This is a genomic window from Bacteroides faecis MAJ27, from assembly GCF_900106755.1.
GTDB classification, from domain to species: Bacteria; Bacteroidota; Bacteroidia; order Bacteroidales; family Bacteroidaceae; genus Bacteroides; species Bacteroides faecis.
In genome coordinates this window covers 1-15,687 of record NZ_FNNN01000022.1, presented here as the reverse complement: position 1 = coordinate 15,687, position 15,687 = coordinate 1, and the positions used below count along the sequence as shown (strand labels likewise).

Here is a 15,687-nt window from a genome sequence, read left to right as displayed (position 1 = left end):
TACTACCTACTCAATCCACAAAATCTTTTGGTAACACTCCAAACTGTTTCTGAAAACATTTGGCAAAATAGGATGGAGAGTTAAAACCGACCATATAACAGATTTCAGTTACCCGTCCTTCTCCTTGTTTTAACAGCTGGGCAGCCTTTTTCAAACGTTCCAGACGGAGATATTCATTCGGACTCAGATCTAATACTCCTTTTATCTTCCGATAAAAGTTAGAGCGGCTCATATTCAAACTATCCGCAATATCATCCATGCTAAACTCCGGATTATTAAGGTTCGTCAGAATTACTTCATTCAGTCTCTTTATAAAGTCCTCATCGGCCTTAGTCAATGCCATGGTGTTGGCTGCCACAAAAGGAGATTGAGCAAAAGTCCGACGCAATTTTTCTCTGTTCTGAATAAGATTGGAGGCACAAGCCTGCAAATATTCCACAGAGAAAGGTTTTTCAATATAAGCATCCGCACCTAGTTCCATGCCTTCTATCTTTGACTGAATATTCGTTTTCGCAGTTAGCAGAATAACAGGAATATGACTATAATTCAGGTCTGATTTAATCGTCTTACACAACTCAAAACCATCCATAACAGGCATGACAACATCGCTCACCACCAGATTCACATAATTGCCATCCAGCATTTTCAACGCTTCCGCACCATTGGCAGCCGACAGTACCGCATACTCTTTCGACAACTGACGGACCACAAAGGCAAGCATATCCGGATTATCCTCCACTACCAGTACAGTGGGGCGATTATCTTTTATTTCTCCTTGCTCCACTTCCACCGTAGGTTCATTTACAGTTTCCGGTTCCATTTCTGTTTCCGGAGTCAACGTGATTGTCATATCCTGGACAATAGGTAACGTCAGGCAGAAGGTATTACTATCTTCTTCTTTTCCCATAGCCAATGTTCCTTGATGTAGTTCAGCCAGTGACCGAGAAAGAGCCAATCCAATACCTGTTCCGGTAGTCACCTTTCCGTCATCTCCTTCATTGAAACGGACAAAAGGCTGGAATATTTCCTCTCTCATTTCACGAGGTATTATCACTCCGTCATTCACTGTGCGGATACAGAATACCTTATTTTCCCCTCCTTCTGTCACCTCCAGAAATACATGTATATAGTGTTCTGAGTATTTCACGGCATTATTGAGCAAGTTACTGATGATCTTTGTAAATGCTTCCTGATTGACATGGGCATAAAAATCCGCTTCGGGCAACTGCAAGGTAAATTCCAATCCTTTCTGCTTAGCAAGAGAAGTAAACCGTAGATGGGTTTCTTTCAATACCTCCGTAATATTACACTTAGCAAAGTTCAAACGGAATCCCTGGCTTTCTGTCTTACGGAAGTCCAGTAACTGATTCGTCAGATTTAGCAGACGTTCCGTATTTTGCTTCATGACATTCAAGTCTTCACGCGTCTCCGCATCTACTTTTTTCTTAAGGATAATATTTTCCAACGGACCTTTAATTAAAGTCAGCGGAGTACGTATTTCATGAGCAACATTCGTGAAGAAATCAATCTTCGCATGATATATTTCTCGTTCTTTTTCCTGCTCAAACTTCTCCATCTGCCTGCGATGCCTATAACTGCTACGTTGCTTGAAATACCATATTGCATACAGAGAACAACCTATAATCAGCAAAACATAAACGCAATAGGCCCAAATAGTGAGATAAAAAGGAGGAAGTATACGAACTATCAAAGCTACTTCTTTCTCGTTCCATACTCCATCGCTATTAGCTGCTTTCACCCGGAAAGTATAATCACCATACCACAAATTGGAATAAGTTACCACAGGACTCTCGCCGACCGGCAACCACTCCTCATCAAAGCCATCCAATTTACACATGATCCGATTCATTCGTGGTGCCTGGAAATCTAAAGCAGCAACACGAAACGAGAAAGAATTCTGATTGGGCTGAAGAACCAGCTCATCCAGAAAGTTTATGCTTTTTTTCAACGGAGACGAGGGGTCACCAGCATATACTTCTTTTCCAAATAATAAAAAGTCGGTTATCACAATAGATGGAAGGGACTTGTTCTCGGAGAAATTTTTCGGATTGAAAGCGACAAAGCCATCAATACTTCCCAAATAGATTGTCCCGTCCTCTGTCTGAAAACTGGAACGATAGTTAAACTGGTCACCTAGCAATCCATTAGCCGTAGTATATACTTTCATGGCTCCTGTAGCAGGCTGAAAAGATACCAGCCCATTATTAGTTGTCAGCCACATAAGCCCGTCTTTATCTTCCACAATCTGATATACAACATCATTCGGCAAGCCGTTACGAGAATCATAGCTGGTAAAGGTTTCCGTTTCAGGATGGAACAGACAGAAGCCTCCACCTTGTGTAGTTAACCATATTTGCCGATGAGAATCCTCAAAAATGCTCAATACCTTATCATACGGAAGACTTTTCGGATCTTTCTCATCATGAAGATAATTGGTCCACTTCTTTTCATTCACATTATAGCAATAGGCTCCATTTGCATAAGTTGCAAGCCATAGATTGCTGCCAGAGTCTTCCTTGATGTCATACACAAATTTACCGTTCAGTTCCGGTATCCGGTCAAAATCATCGGTCTGCTTATTGTAGCGTAATAAACCGAATAAAGTTCCCAGATAAATATCTCCTGTTGTTGTCCGGCAAATAGAAAAGACGCTGTTATCCATCAATGAACGGGGTGAATCCGTCTTCTGATACGTTTTCACAATCGCTCCCGTGCGTGTATCAATCACCTTCACTCCTTTTGCAAAAGTCCCTACCCAAAGATGATCACCAACCAGACACAATCCATGAACATTGGTAAAAGCAGTGCTTGGAGTGAAAAAAGAGAAGGTTTTGGTTTTCGGATCAAAGCGATTTAACCCACCATCTTCCGTACCGATCCATAAAATCCCCTGATTGTCCTGACAGAATTCACGTACTCTTTTTCCATGCAATCCATTATTTGTACCTTTCGGATAATATTTTTCAAAATAAGTATGGAAACGAGGATAGTAGTTCACTCCTCCGAAATAAGAACCGATCCAAATTCCTCCTTCGCGATCTTTACACAATGAATAGATGGCATTATCTGAAAGAGAATAAGGATCATTGATTGAACTACGAAGATGGACATATTTACCCATCCGGAGATTATAGATATAAATCCCCGATTCTGCCCCAATCCACAATTCATTATCAGAAGCAACCAGCAAATTACGGCAAAGAACAGGCTCTTCATTTTCATCAACGGAAAGCAGATCATGTAATTTATTAGAAGTTAAATTCAGTTCTTTTGCACCACCTCTCAAAGAACCGATGTACAGACAGTTATAGGCACCTTTTACAAGAGTAGTTACAACATCATTCTCGAAAGTTTCCTTATTATCAACAGGAGAGATATAAGGTTGAAGTGTTTTCAAACGGTCTTTTGAATAAAAGAGCCCGTCACCATAGCAACCTATCCAAAGAGTTCCACTATTATCAAAAACAAAAGACTGAACATTAGTAGAAATAAAAGGGAAGTTCTTCAAGGTATAATTTTGAAGTTGCTCTTTCTCCAAATCATAACAAAAGAGTCCCTGAGACTCTACCGCAATCCAAACACATCCTTGGTCATCTCCCACAATCGCTGTTACAGTATGCTCTATCTTTGTGTCTTCCACACTCAATTCTTCAAAATGCCGGAATGAATCATGTTCCGGATAATAGATATAAAGCCCCACATCCGTACCAACCCAGATATTTCCTTCCGCATCCTCATAAAGCGCTGTTATGAAACTATTACCAATGCTTTGCTGACTACGGCCATCGTGTTTAAATTTCCGGAATGATAAACCGTCATACCGATTCAGTCCATCTTTTGTTCCAAACCACATAAACCCTTGTTTATCCTGCAAAATAGCATTGACCGTATTCTGGGATAATCCATTCTGTACACTTAGGTTTTTGAAATAGTAATGCTCATCCATCACTTGTGCATGACAGATGATTTGATAGCATATAAAACCTATAAAGAGTACTAAAGCTTTCTTCATACGATGTTTGTTTTCTACCTTTTGTTTTGAGTTATCAAATGTAGGCAAAAATACTGCCTAAAGATAGAAAATATGTCCCAATGAATAAAAGAATAGTCTTATTTTTCTATTCGGATACGTGCATCGACCGCTATAACAGCCTTCTCAGTGGCCAGAAGCGGGTTTATATCCATTTCTTTTATTTCTGTTGCAAACCGGAGTAAAGTAGATAAACGAACAATAATTTCAGCAAATTTATCCTCATTCACTCCCTTTTGTCCGCGTGTTCCCTGAATAATTTTATAGGCACGCAATGAATGGATCATTGAATAAGCCTCTTCATAAGAAAGAGGTGCCAGACCGGAAGATACATCTTTCAATACCTCCACAAAGATACCGCCCAAACCGCAAAGCACCACGTGTCCGAACTTCTCTTCATATTTTGCACCAATAAACAGTTCTGTTCCTTTAAGCATAGGCTGAACCATAATCGCTTTCGCATCGGGAATCTGCATCATGCGGTCAAATTCGAGAGCCAGATGCTGCTCACCTTTAATATTCAGCACCACTCCACCTACATCTGATTTATGCACCGGCCCCACCACCTTAGCTACTACCGGAAATCCGCATCGCCGGGCAAAATCCACGACCTCTTCTTTCTTATTGGAAACAAATTCATCAACCAATGGAATACCGGCTGCATGCAGCAAAGCCTGTACATAATGAGGTTCAATATAACCATTTTCCGGGATAGAATCAATGATACGACGGATTCTCGGCACATCGACTCCAAACAGTTCAATCTCAGGAACCGCCGGTCTCGGAGCGTTGACAATACGGGAAAGAGCTGTTCCTAAAGTCACTTCATCGGAAAAGTTCACGTGTCCTTTGGCAAGAAATGCCGCCACTTCCGCTCCGGCTGTATTGATGGAAGGGAGAACCGGGAATATAGGCTTGCAGCAGGTCTGCATCTTTTCATGAAGGACATCATACATTTCAAACATAGTCACCAGTCCGGGAGTACCAAAAATGGCCATAATAGCATCTACATTCTCTAATTTCTCTTCGCAATAGTCAATGCAAATACGTAAATGATCCGGTGTGCCGGTGGCTAAAATATCAATAGGGTTTCCTACGGAAGCTCCGGGAAAGAGTTGTGCTTTCAGTTCTTCCGCCAGTTCGCCTTCCAGTTTAGGTACGTTCAGGCCTCCCTTACTCAGAGCATCCGTCAGCATCACTCCCGGACCTCCGGCATGTGTGATAATGGCAAAGTTCTTTCCTTTCAATTCGGGAAGGGTGAATACACAGCCCACGGTAGTCAATTCTTCACGAGAGAAACAACGCACAATCCCAGCCTTACGGAACAGTGCTTCTACAGCCGAATCGGAACTGGCAATCGCCCCGGTATGAGAAGAAGCAGCACGGCTTCCGCTTTCTGAGCTACCTGCTTTTATCGCTGCAATCTTACAGCCTTTTCTGATCAATGAAGAAGCATGGAAAAGCAATCTGTCCGGATTGTGTATACTTTCAATATAAAGCAGTTTGATACGGGAGTCTTTCTCCGGATCAAAATTCTCATCCATAAATTGCAGTACATCTTCCACTCCAATCTGCTTGGCATTTCCCACCGACCAGACTGAGTTAAACTGCAAGCCTTTTGTCACCGCACTTTCAAGAATAAAGACCGCCGTAGCACCGGAACTGGAGATCAGGTCGACTCCTTTCGGGTTTAAATTCGGAATAGGCTGACTGAAAACACTGTGGTGCCATGTATTCATCAGTCCGATGCAGTTCGGACCAATCAGAGAAGCACCGTATTTATTGACAGTTTCCAATATACGTTCTTCCAGCAGTGCCCCTTCGTGAGTCTCTTCACCAAATCCAGCAGAGAGTATGATAAACGCCCGCGTCTGCTTTTCACTTGCCAGTGTCTCTACAATATCCGGACACATAACAGCAGGAACAGCCAACACCGCCAAATCGGTATCCGGCAGTTCTTTTACGTCTGCAAAAGCAGGAACTCCCTGCACTTCTGTCTCCTTCGGATTCACTGCCCGAAGCTCTCCCTGATAACCTCCGTTTATCAGATTTTTCAATATAGCGCCACCCGGCTTATGTACATTATTCGAAGCCCCTACTACAACTATACTTTCGGGACGAAGCAACTGGGTTGTTATCATATCATACACTGGTTTACATTTAACTAGGATACAAATATATTCTTTCCTGTGAGAAAAAAGAAAGAAAAAGAAGAGAATTATAGGTGGAAGTTTTGGGAAACAGAGAATAACACTTGGTTTATTCAACTATAAGCTAACTTTTTGGTCAGTTCATGTTCATTCTCTACCCCATAATTTTGATTCCTCAGAGAAAGATAAGCGCTATTGAACCACACATAATCAGGGGAAATAAACACTACTCTACTACAATCATATTTTTCAAAGAAACAACCAATTATATTTATCCATTACTAAATATTTATCCTCAACAATGACTTATAATTTTCATTCATTTTTCTAACAGGTATTAGGGTAATATTATTTTAGTACTAGCATAATTATATAAGTAATTATGCTGGATAAAAAAGAAACTTGAATCTTCACCATGGAAAAATATACTATCCTTATTTGTAGTTACAATTCCATAATTTCCAATTCCATCCTTTATACTAAACTCCCATTTTTGATATAACATTTTATCTATAACCTCGGAATACTTATCAAATAAAAAATCCATAATAACTACCACAATGAATAATCGATTCTCTTTTTTAACACATATAGATCCAATAGCAACATTAATGACAGATATAAATATTACAATAAAAAGATTAGTAAGACCATCAAAAACAACAGGCTCTTTAGTATAAAATATCAAGAACCATAATAGTACATCTAAACATATCAAAGCCAACAATATAACAACAAACAATTTCATATTCTTAAGTCAGGAGACATCATCGGATTCAAGGGGATCAACAACTTCAGCAATGTGATTTACGGAGAAATGTATATTGTAGCATTTCACCTCGACGGCGACCAGTATCTGACGGTGAAATACGTCAACCGGTCAGAGAAAGAAGGATATGTCAAACTCGTAAGCTACAATCCGCATCATGAGCCCATGGACTTGCCGGTAGACACCATTCAGGATATGGCCATAGTCAAGTTCTCGATAAGGAAAAATATGATGATGTAAAACGGAACAGGATAAACAGGCCTTTTCCGCAGATTTCCTGTCACATTTCTTCCTGAAATCTGCGGAAAGCATTATCTTTGCACGTTGCAAACCGTATCATTGCACATTGCAAGCAGTAAAATCATAAAATCACTCTATATCAATGGAAAAGAAATTCAAGAGAACCACCGTCACATCGGCACTGCCGTATGCGAACGGACCTGTACATATCGGTCACCTGGCCGGTGTATATGTACCGGCAGATATCTACGTGCGTTATCTGCGACTGAAAAAAGAAGATGTATTATTTATCGGAGGTTCGGACGAACACGGAGTACCCATCACGATTCGTGCAAAGAAAGAAGGAGTCACCCCGCAGGATGTAGTAGACCGTTACCACTATCTGATAAAGAAGTCGTTCGAAGAATTCGGCATTTCATTCGACGTATACAGCCGCACCACTTCGAAGACGCACCACCAGCTGGCTTCGGATTTCTTTAAGACATTATACAACAAAGGAGAGTTTATCGAAAAAACTTCCGAACAATATTACGACGAAGAAGCGAAAACGTTCCTTGCCGACCGCTATATCACCGGAGAATGTCCTCACTGCCATTCGGAAGGCGCTTATGGCGACCAATGCGAGAAATGCGGAACTTCCCTGTCGCCCACCGACCTGATCAACCCCAAAAGCGCCATCAGCGGCAGCAAGCCTGTCATGAAGGAGACCAAGCACTGGTATCTTCCTCTCGACAAACACGAAGGCTGGTTGCGCCAATGGATTCTGGAAGATCACAAAGAATGGCGTCCCAACGTATACGGACAGTGCAAAAGCTGGCTCGATATGGGATTGCAGCCACGTGCCGTAAGCCGCGACCTCGACTGGGGTATTCCTGTGCCCGTTGAAGGCGCTGAAGGAAAGGTGCTGTATGTATGGTTCGATGCTCCTATCGGATATATCTCCAATACAAAGGAACTGCTTCCCGACAGTTGGGAAACATGGTGGAAAGATCCCGAAACCCGCCTGCTCCATTTCATCGGAAAAGACAACATCGTGTTCCACTGCATCGTATTCCCTGCCATGCTGAAAGCAGAAGGCAGCTATATCCTGCCGGACAACGTTCCGAGCAACGAATTCCTGAATCTGGAAGGAGACAAGATTTCGACTTCCCGCAACTGGGCAGTATGGTTGCACGAATATCTGGAAGACTTCCCCGGCAAGCAAGACGTGCTCCGTTATGTGCTGACTGCCAATGCCCCGGAAACGAAAGACAACGACTTTACCTGGAAAGACTTCCAGGCACGCAACAACAATGAACTGGTAGCCGTATACGGCAACTTCGTAAACCGTGCCATGGTACTGACCCAGAAATACTTCGACAGCAAAGTACCCGCACAAGGCAATTTGACAGAGTACGACAAAGAAACGCTGAAAGAATTTGCCGACGTGAAAGCAGAAGTAGAAAAACTGCTCGACGTATTCAAATTCCGCGATGCGCAGAAAGAAGCGATGAATCTGGCACGCATCGGCAACAAGTACCTTGCCGACACCGAACCTTGGAAACTGGCTAAGACCGACATGGAACGTGTAGGCACCATCCTGAACATCTCGCTGCAACTGGTTGCCAACCTTGCCATCGCTTTCGAACCGTTCCTGCCTTTCAGCTCGGAGAAACTCCGCAAGATGCTGAACATGGAAACTTTCGAATGGGCAGAACTGGGCAGAAACGACCTGCTACCGGTAGGCCATCAACTGAACAAGGCGGAACTCCTGTTTGAAAAAATAGAAGATAGCGTGATCGAAGCACAGGTACAGAAACTGCTCGATACCAAGAAAGCCAACGAAGAAGCCAACTACAAGGCAAATCCGATTCGTCCGAACATCGAATTTGACGACTTCATGAAACTGGATATCCGCGTAGGTACCATCCTCGAATGCCAGAAAGTGCCGAAAGCCGACAAGCTGCTGCAATTCAAGATTGACGACGGACTGGAAACACGTACCATCGTATCGGGTATCGCAAAGCATTACCAGCCAGAAGAACTGGTAGGCAAACAGGTTTGCTTTATCGCCAACCTCGCACCGCGCAAGCTGAAAGGTATCGTCAGTGAAGGCATGATTCTGAGTGCCGAAAACAACGACGGTAGCCTGGCAGTGATCATGCCTCAGAAAGAGGTGAAGCCGGGTAGCGAAGTAAAATAAGCGATAAGCTAATACACCATCAACAAATGAGGAATGGAAGGATGGGATGTGTCACTGACTTTTGGCACACCCTCCTTCACCGATTATAATAATATGAGTGAAGAACAGTCACTGAAACAAAAGACAGCCAAAGGGCTATTTTGGGGAGGACTTAGCAGCAGCATACAGCAACTATTAGGACTTCTTTTCGGAATAGTACTGGGAAGATTACTGGACCGTTCCGATTATGGTATGATCGGCATGCTGGCCATCTTTCCTGCCATCGCTTCCGCTCTACAGGAAAGCGGTCTTGTGGCAGCGCTGGCCAACCGCGAGAAGGTCAGCGATAAAGACTACAATGCTGTATTCTGGTTCAGTATCTCCTGTGGCGCCACCCTGTACGTCCTGCTCTATTTCTCGGCTCCTCTGATTGCTGACTTTTACGACACCCCGGAGCTAACGTCACTGGCCCGTTTTTCTTTCCTCAGCTTTTTTATAGCCAGTTTCGGAATTGCTCCGCGAGCTATCCTCTTCCGCAACCTGAAAGTGAAAGAAAATACCATCATTTCCCTTTCAAGCCTGTTCGTCTCCGGAATGGTCGCCATCATTCTTGCCGCGAACGGATTCGCCTATTGGGGCATAGCGATACAAACGATGGTTTTTGTCCTCATAGGCACTATGCTCAACTGGTACTTTGCCCACTGGAAACCCAGTTTCCGCATCGACTTCTCGCCTATCAAAGAGATGTTCGGATTCAGCAGCAAAATGCTGATTACCCAAATTTTTATCATCATTAATCAAAACCTGTTCTCGGTCCTGCTAGGTAAGTTCTATACCAAACAAGAGGTCGGAGACTTTAGCCAGGCCAACAACTGGAACAATAAGGGGCACGCCCTCATCACCGGAATGATCAACGGAGTCACCCAGCCTGTACTGGCAAGTGTAGCCAATGATCCGCAGCGTCAGGCGGCTGTATTCCATAAGATGCTGCGATTCACAGCCTTTATCTCTTTCCCCGCCATGTTCGGGCTCAGCCTTATTGCCAAAGAATTTATTCTGATTACCATCACGGACAAATGGCTCGCTTCCGCCCGGATCATGCAGCTGCTCTGTATATGGGGAGCTTTTATCCCGGTCAACAATCTGTTCTCTTTATTACTGGTCAGCCGCGGACGTTCTTCCGTCTTCATGTTCAACAGTATCGCACTAAGCGTACTGCAACTGATCACTGCCTGCATCAGCTATCCTTATGGCATCACTACCATGATTTATCTGTTTGTCGCTATCAATATCCTGTGGATGTTCGTCTGGTACCTCTTTGCCCGAAGGGAAATTCCGCTGACCCTGTGGAGCATACTGAAAGATATCGCTCCGTACTTTCTGCTGGCAGCTTCGCTGACCATCGCCGCCCATTACATTACGCTGGGCATCACCAGCCTGTATCTGTCACTTGCCATCAAAGTTGTTTTCGTGGCTTCTCTATACGCACTTGTTTTGTGGAAAATGCAATCAGTCATTTTCAATGAATGTATTCAGTTCATTAAAAAGAAAAAGATATCATGACGACACCTACCAATTACATAGCGACTTGGTTCTACAAAGAATCCAAAGAAGATGCCAGTTTCTATCCGCAGGCAGGCAAACGGGGAGATTCCGCCCTCGTCCATTCCATATATATGCAGATACAAGTACCGTTTTTCACCACCTTCAGGCATTATCATCCGAATGACAAGCTGCTTTTCTTCAGCAATCTGGATCAGTTTCCCGATTATCTGGAGCGGCTATTCAAGGAGTTACAGATTGAAACCGTCTGTTTGCCCTACCTCTGCATCCCGCCCGAGGGATGGTACGGAGCATGGAGAAACCAGTTCTACCTGTATGACATCCTGCGCTATATGGAGAAAAGAATGCAGGCAGACGATACATTGCTCGTCTGCGACGCGGACTGTCTCTGCATGCGTCCGCTGGAGCAGCTTTTCAGCGATACCCGGAAACATGGCTCCGCCCTGTACGACGCATCCGACCGACCGGACCTCAGCGTAAACGGAATCACGCTAAAGGAAATGACGGACATCTATAACGACTGTTACGGAGAAGCGAAGAATCCAGAAATAAAAGAGGAACTTGTCCATTACTACGGGGGAGAATTTATCTCGCTGCGGGGAGATGTAGTGGCACAAATCAATGAAGCATATCCCGCCCTGTGGAATTACAACCTCGAACGCTTTGCCGCCAACCGACCCAAGCTGAACGAGGAAGCCCACTTCCTGAGCGTAGTGGCGACAAAGCTCCACATCCACAATAATATCGCCAATCAATACGTCAAACGTCTCTGGACCTATCCCAAATACAATACGGTAGAAAAAGGAGACGAGCAACTGGCAGTGTGGCACCTTCCCTATGAGAAGAAAAGGGGATTGTATCTGCTGTACAAACACTTTGTGAACCACCCCGCTTTCGACGATGAAGAGGCATTCCGCAAGAAAGCTTCCGCTTACACCGGCGTGCCCACCGTTACTCTGGGGAAACGTATCCGTGACTTCTACACCATTCTTCTTCTAAAAATAAAAGACAAATGCATATACTGATACTTCCTATGTACTATCCTGAGAAGGATTCCTCTCCACACCGGGGATATATGTTCTTCGAGCAGGCTATGCAACTGGTTAAATCGGGCTGCAAGACAGGGCTTGCCTTTACAGAGCAAAGACCCCTGAAAAACTTCACATGGAAACGGTTCCGCAAAGAAAGCCATTTTCAGATTTCGGCGGAAGATAACGGCAGTTTCGTCACCATGCGCATGCATGCCTGGAACCCGAAGCTAAGCACCCGTACAGGAGGAATCATCTGGTCATTACTGACCGTCCTGCTAGTACGGAAGTACATCCGCACACAGGGGCGTCCCGACCTGATTCACGCACATTTTGCCACGTGGGCGGGGTATACCGCCCGGCTGATTTACAAATGGTACAAGATTCCCTACGTCATCACGGAGCACGCATCTTCCATTAATGGTAATCAGACAACTCCGTCGCAGGAAGTGATCTTAAAGAAGTCATACAGCGAAGCACGAAAGATTATCTGCGTCGGCACAAAACTGAAACGAAGCCTCTACCCTTATATCAACGACCTAGATAAAGTGACGGTTATACCTAACTTTGTAGATACGAGCACCTTCAAGTTCAGCCTCCATCAGACGGAGAAAGAGAAGCATTTCACCTTCATCAGTACCGGAAACCTGAATAAACGGAAAGGATTCCGGGATTTGCTGATTGCCTTTCACCGGACCTTCAAGGATATGCCGCATGTCTCTTTGCTTATTGCCGGAGACGGAGAAGAAATGCAGTCACTCACGGAGCAGATTCAGTCTCTTCAGTTGCAAGGGCAGGTAAAGCTGACCGGTCGCCTGTCACGGGAAGAACTGTCCGAACTGCTGGGCACTTGCGACGCTTTTGTACTGGCCTCCTATGCAGAGACGTTCGGCATTGTCTTTATCGAAGCGATGGCAACAGGTCTGCCAGCTATCGGCACCGAATGCGGAGGACCGGAAAATATCATCACTCCCGAAAGCGGCTTTCTCATTCAGCCGGGAGATGTGGAGGCCCTCGCCGGGAAAATGAAAGCATTGTACGATACCTATGAGCAGTTCGACAAAAAGAAAATCCGTCAGTCCATTGTCAACCGTTTCGATTTTCAGTTGGCGGGACAGAAGTTACTGCAAGTTTATTCAGAAGCATTGAAATCATGAAAGTTACCGTCATTGATTGTTCAGTATCAGGCCATCGGGAGACGTACTATAAACAGTTTGCCCACACTTGGGCCGGCATGGGTAACGAAACGTCGCTCATCGCTCCCGACGGGAAACATATACAGGCTACGGTCACCTTTCAGCCCATTTCGGCGCATCCGCTGCTGCCGCTTCCTGCCGGGAAACCGTTGCAGAAGAAGCTGGTTGTATTGCGTAATGCAATGATTCGTTTGCAAAACTTATACAGGCTGCGCCGGAGCCTTAAACGGCAGCATCCCGATCTGGTATTCTTCGCCTGCCTCGACGATATGTTGCCTACCCTGGCTCCATTATGGCTGTTCAATCTTCTGTTGCCTTATCAGTGGAGCGGGCTGCTTGTTCAGTCAGCCCTGCCGCCCTACCAGCCGGGGATGCCCGATACACGGCCTTTCCTGCGCAGCAAGAATTGCGTGGGGACAGGTATACTGAACGAATACTCGGCAAAAGACCTGAAAGCATTTCAGGGCAACATTCTGCTGTTTCCTGACTTTGCCGATCTTTCGGCTCCCGCCACCACTTACCCGTTGCTACAGGAACTGAAAGAGAAGGCTCAAGGAAGGAAAGTCGTATCATTGCTCGGTTCAATCAATTTCCGCAAGGGAATAAAACTGTTGCTGGAAAGCATCCCTTTACTGCCCGAAGAAGACTACTTCTTCCTGATTGCCGGAAAATCTTCTCTCACCGCACAACAGGAAAACGATCTGCAGACTTTTGAAAAGTCAAGAAGTAATTGTCTGTTTTCTTTAGAGAAGATTCCCGATGAAAGCTGCTTCAATGCCCTGATAGCGGAGAGCGATCTTATCTTTGCCGCATACAAGCAGTTCACCGGCAGCAGTAACCTGCTGACCAAAGCAGCCGCCTTCCGCAAACCGGTCATCGTCAGCCGTGGCTTCTGCATGGGACAAAGAGTGGAACAGTACGGCACAGGCCAGACCACCGGAGAAGACAATGCCGGAGAATGCAGCGCAGCTATCCGTTCGCTGTGTACCGAAGCAAAGACACCCCTCCACGCTTTCGACCGATACGCCCACGAACACACTGTGGAGAAACTAATCACATGTTTTAATCAAATCAGCAAGCATATACAATGAAAGTACTTTTTACATTCGGAGGAATCCCCCACTACCTGAATGCCATGCTCAACAGACTACAGGCAAAAGGAATCGAAATAACCGTCGTCAGCCCCCAAAAAGGAAACACAACGATTGGCAAAGGGGTGAAAATGGTAGAAGGAGGCGCCTACAAGCATCTGACAACGCCGGAAAAGAAGATGTTCTACGGAAAAAGCGCTTTTCCCGCACTCCCCGAAATCATTGCGGAAGAAAAACCGGATATAGTAGTGGTAGGATGGCCCTACTTCCTGCAAGTTTTCTTCCAGCCTGCACTGAGAAAAGCGATCAAGTCTTGCAACGCCAGACTGGTGATTCGCGAAATCCCCTTCCAGACTCCGCCTTACGGAAAGATCAGGGAATATTTCAAGGCCAACCCGATGCACGACGAAGGTATGCGTCTGCTCAGCAAGGGTACCGGATTTTATCTGAGACAATGGGTAACGACCCAGATACGTAAGTACTGCTACGCCAAGGCTGCCGGAACGCTGAACTACTCGACAGCCGCCTACGATATCCTTCCTTCTTACGGAGTAAAGAAAGAACAGATACACGTCACCTACAATTCGACCGATACGGATGCGCTTCTCAAAGAAAAAGAATCCGTACTGGCTTCTCCCTCCATCCTTCCGCCGTGCGACCGCCGCCTGCTGCACATCGGACGGCTGGTAAAATGGAAACGGGTGGATTTACTGATAGAGGCTTTCCGGAAAGTAGCCGCCGACTATCCGGAAGCGGAACTGGTGATCGTAGGCGACGGACCGGAGCTGGACCGCCTCAAGCAACAGGCAAGCGACTTGCAATTGGCAGACCGTATCCGCTTTATCGGAGCCGTCTACGATCCGAAGATGCTGGGAGCTTATATGAACGAATCGAGTATCTATGTGCTGGCGGGTATGGGAGGACTTTCGATCAATGACGCCATGACGTACGGGATGCCTGTTCTTTGTGCCGTATGCGACAGCACGGAACGCGACCTGGTCATGGAAGGCAGAAACGGATACTTCTTTAAGGACGGAGATGCCGACAGCCTGGCAGAAAGAATCAGAGAGATGTTCGAATCTCCCGAACGTTGCAGAGAAATGGGAAAAGAATCGGAACGGATCATCCGGGAAAAGATTAATATGGAAACGGTCAGCAAACGCTACCTGAAAGCTTTTCAGGAGATCATTTCCCAATAACAGACTCATTTCCCGGTCTTGGCTGTATCCGTACAATCGGGCTTCATCCGTACAATTGAGCTGCCTCATTCCTCTTTCGCATTCCGGTAATGAGCCGGAGAGGTTCCCAGATGCGTCTTTACATATTTACCGAAAAAGGACTGGTGGAAAATATAAAGTCACTTGACCCATTATTATAAAAGTCACCTGACCCACCTTTATAACCGAAACTGATCCACTTGGATTATAACCAAAACTGA

9 protein-coding genes and 1 pseudogene are annotated in these 15,687 nt (G+C 45.2%); 7 read left to right on the top strand and 3 right to left on the bottom strand.

From position 1 onward, the window contains the following. Positions 1–10: 10 nt before the first annotated feature. The 3 genes from BLW31_RS17480 to BLW31_RS17470 form a co-directional block, all read right to left on the bottom strand. A complete protein-coding gene (locus BLW31_RS17480) occupies positions 11–4,033 on the bottom strand; it encodes a hybrid sensor histidine kinase/response regulator transcription factor (RefSeq protein ID WP_010535736.1) in 4,023 nt (1,340 codons plus the stop codon). Between the two features lie 98 nt (positions 4,034–4,131). Beyond that, on the bottom strand, positions 4,132–6,192 hold the full coding sequence (locus tag BLW31_RS17475; RefSeq protein WP_010535737.1) for an acetate--CoA ligase family protein: 2,061 nt from the start codon (positions 6,190–6,192) through the stop codon (positions 4,132–4,134). A 346-nt stretch (positions 6,193–6,538) separates the two neighbouring features. Beyond that, complete coding sequence (locus BLW31_RS17470; protein WP_010535738.1) at positions 6,539–6,949, bottom strand: hypothetical protein; 411 nt, start codon at positions 6,947–6,949, stop codon at positions 6,539–6,541. On the opposite strand from BLW31_RS17470, the pseudogene BLW31_RS17465 reads away from it, so the two are divergent. The 7 genes and pseudogenes from BLW31_RS17465 to BLW31_RS17435 all read left to right on the top strand — a co-directional run. Further along, a pseudogene (locus BLW31_RS17465) lies at positions 6,947–7,210 on the top strand (S24 family peptidase); the annotation flags it as partial. The gene BLW31_RS17470 and the pseudogene BLW31_RS17465 sit on opposite strands and share 3 nt — an antisense overlap. Positions 7,211–7,352: 142 nt before the next feature. Continuing rightward, positions 7,353–9,392, top strand: coding sequence for a methionine--tRNA ligase (gene metG, locus BLW31_RS17460; protein WP_010535740.1), 2,040 nt, complete (start codon positions 7,353–7,355; stop codon positions 9,390–9,392). 93 nt (positions 9,393–9,485) lie between these two features. Beyond that, positions 9,486–10,934, top strand: coding sequence for an O-glycosylation flippase (gene wzx, locus BLW31_RS17455; protein WP_029425103.1), 1,449 nt, complete (start codon positions 9,486–9,488; stop codon positions 10,932–10,934). Beyond that, entirely contained in the window at positions 10,931–11,959 is a 1,029-nt protein-coding gene (locus tag BLW31_RS17450; RefSeq protein WP_010535742.1) for a hypothetical protein, read from the top strand. Before wzx ends, BLW31_RS17450 begins: the two co-directional genes overlap by 4 nt. Continuing rightward, entirely contained in the window at positions 11,947–13,119 is a 1,173-nt protein-coding gene (locus BLW31_RS17445; protein ID WP_010535743.1) for a glycosyltransferase family 4 protein, read from the top strand. Before BLW31_RS17450 ends, BLW31_RS17445 begins: the two co-directional genes overlap by 13 nt. Next, on the top strand, positions 13,116–14,249 hold the full coding sequence (locus BLW31_RS17440; RefSeq protein ID WP_010535744.1) for a glycosyltransferase: 1,134 nt from the start codon (positions 13,116–13,118) through the stop codon (positions 14,247–14,249). Before BLW31_RS17445 ends, BLW31_RS17440 begins: the two co-directional genes overlap by 4 nt. Continuing rightward, complete coding sequence (locus tag BLW31_RS17435) at positions 14,246–15,448, top strand: glycosyltransferase family 4 protein (protein WP_010535745.1); 1,203 nt, start codon at positions 14,246–14,248, stop codon at positions 15,446–15,448. Before BLW31_RS17440 ends, BLW31_RS17435 begins: the two co-directional genes overlap by 4 nt. Positions 15,449–15,687: the final 239 nt, after the last annotated feature.

What these genes read in the sequence shown, in the direction of transcription:
- BLW31_RS17480 (WP_010535736.1), bottom strand. Translation starts at nt 4,033, where the DNA reads ATGAAGAAAGCTTTAGTACTCTTTATAGGTTTTATATGCTATCAAATC.
- BLW31_RS17475 (WP_010535737.1), bottom strand. Translation starts at nt 6,192, where the DNA reads ATGATAACAACCCAGTTGCTTCGTCCCGAAAGTATAGTTGTAGTAGGG.
- BLW31_RS17470 (WP_010535738.1), bottom strand. Translation starts at nt 6,949, where the DNA reads ATGAAATTGTTTGTTGTTATATTGTTGGCTTTGATATGTTTAGATGTA.
- metG (WP_010535740.1), top strand. Translation starts at nt 7,353, where the DNA reads ATGGAAAAGAAATTCAAGAGAACCACCGTCACATCGGCACTGCCGTAT.
- wzx (WP_029425103.1), top strand. Translation starts at nt 9,486, where the DNA reads ATGAGTGAAGAACAGTCACTGAAACAAAAGACAGCCAAAGGGCTATTT.
- BLW31_RS17450 (WP_010535742.1), top strand. Translation starts at nt 10,931, where the DNA reads ATGACGACACCTACCAATTACATAGCGACTTGGTTCTACAAAGAATCC.
- BLW31_RS17445 (WP_010535743.1), top strand. Translation starts at nt 11,947, where the DNA reads ATGCATATACTGATACTTCCTATGTACTATCCTGAGAAGGATTCCTCT.
- BLW31_RS17440 (WP_010535744.1), top strand. Translation starts at nt 13,116, where the DNA reads ATGAAAGTTACCGTCATTGATTGTTCAGTATCAGGCCATCGGGAGACG.
- BLW31_RS17435 (WP_010535745.1), top strand. Translation starts at nt 14,246, where the DNA reads ATGAAAGTACTTTTTACATTCGGAGGAATCCCCCACTACCTGAATGCC.